Origin of the sequence: Candidatus Contendobacter odensis Run_B_J11, assembly GCF_000531125.1 — a bacterium.
GTDB lineage: Bacteria > Pseudomonadota > Gammaproteobacteria > Competibacterales > Competibacteraceae > Contendibacter > Contendibacter odensensis.
Window position 1 is genome coordinate 1 of sequence record NZ_CBTK010000127.1, and the last position, 1,099, is coordinate 1,099.

The window sequence follows — 1,099 nt, forward strand, 5'->3', positions numbered from 1 at the left end:
ATCCCTCGGTAGAAGTTCATTTCTGCGGAGGGTGCCATGAAACGACAATGGGGGATTCGCCGGCGGACGATGGCGTCAACGGACGGCCAGCAGCGATGGGATCGAGCTTACCAATGGCTGCTGGAGTGGAGCCGACACGCGACGGACCCGACCGTTTCACCCCGGAAGGAGACCCCTGATGCGAGCGGCCGTGTAGGTTCGGGTATCCACCCCGAAGCCAGTCCACCCGCAGACCCTGGAGCAGCCGTTGGAACGCTTGCGCGATCCTCTGCGGGAACAGGGTCTGACTCTTGAGGAGTCCTTGATTTTCCGCGATGACGGCTATAGCGGGAGCCGGCTCAACCGGCCGGGCCTAGACCGATTACGGGATGCGATTCGGGAGCGCCGGCTCGACCAGGTAGTCCTGACCGCTCCGGATCGCCTGGCGCGTAACGATGTCCACCAGGTACTGTTGCTTGAGGAATTCGAGCAGGATGGGTGCCAGGTCCAATTCCTGGACCGCCCCATGAGCCAGGATCCACACGACCCATTATGGCTGCAAATTCGCGGGGCGGTAGCCGACTACGAACGCACGCTGATCACCGAGCGCATGCGGCGGGCCGCTTGGCCAAACTGCGGGCTGGGATCGTGTTGCCATGGACGCACGCGCCCTACGGCTACTGTCCGCATCCCGATCGGCCGCGCGATCCCTGCGGGTTGACGCTGGACCCCGGCGCGGCGGCGGCGGTCTCGGAAATCTTCGCCCGCTCTCTGGAACCGGGGGTCGGTCTACTCCAGGTCGCGCGTCTGCTGCGGGATCGCCAGATACCCTCGCCCACCGGCAAGACCTTCTGGGGCCTGGCCACCGTGCGCGGGATTCTCACCCATCCGGTTGTACACCGGCCAGGTCTACGCGGGCCGGACTCGCTATCGTCCGGCCCGTATCCGGCGCTCGGCCACTCCTCCGATAGGCCGGCCCCAGGATACCGCCATCGCGGCACCCTCGGCGGAGTGGATTCCGGTGGCGACCGTGCCCGCGATCGTGAGCCAGGACGAGTTCGACCGGGTCCAAAGCAAACTCGCGAAGAACCGCACCTTCGCGCGCCGCCACAATACCGTC

The 1,099-nt window shown here is 65.9% G+C and carries 2 protein-coding genes and 1 pseudogene; all 3 read left to right on the plus strand.

Annotated features, from left to right (window positions below; translation table 11 throughout):
* Positions 1-256: 256 nt before the first annotated feature.
* On the plus strand, positions 257-700 hold the full coding sequence (locus tag BN874_RS25580; RefSeq protein WP_230314388.1) for a recombinase family protein: 444 nt from the start codon (positions 257-259) through the stop codon (positions 698-700).
* Positions 628-807: pseudogene (locus BN874_RS26020) on the plus strand (recombinase family protein); the annotation flags it as partial. The gene BN874_RS25580 and the pseudogene BN874_RS26020, both read left to right, overlap by 73 nt.
* A 64-nt stretch (positions 808-871) precedes the next feature.
* A partial coding sequence (locus BN874_RS26025; protein WP_268258825.1) for a recombinase family protein occupies positions 872-1,099 on the plus strand: 228 nt, incomplete at its 3' end.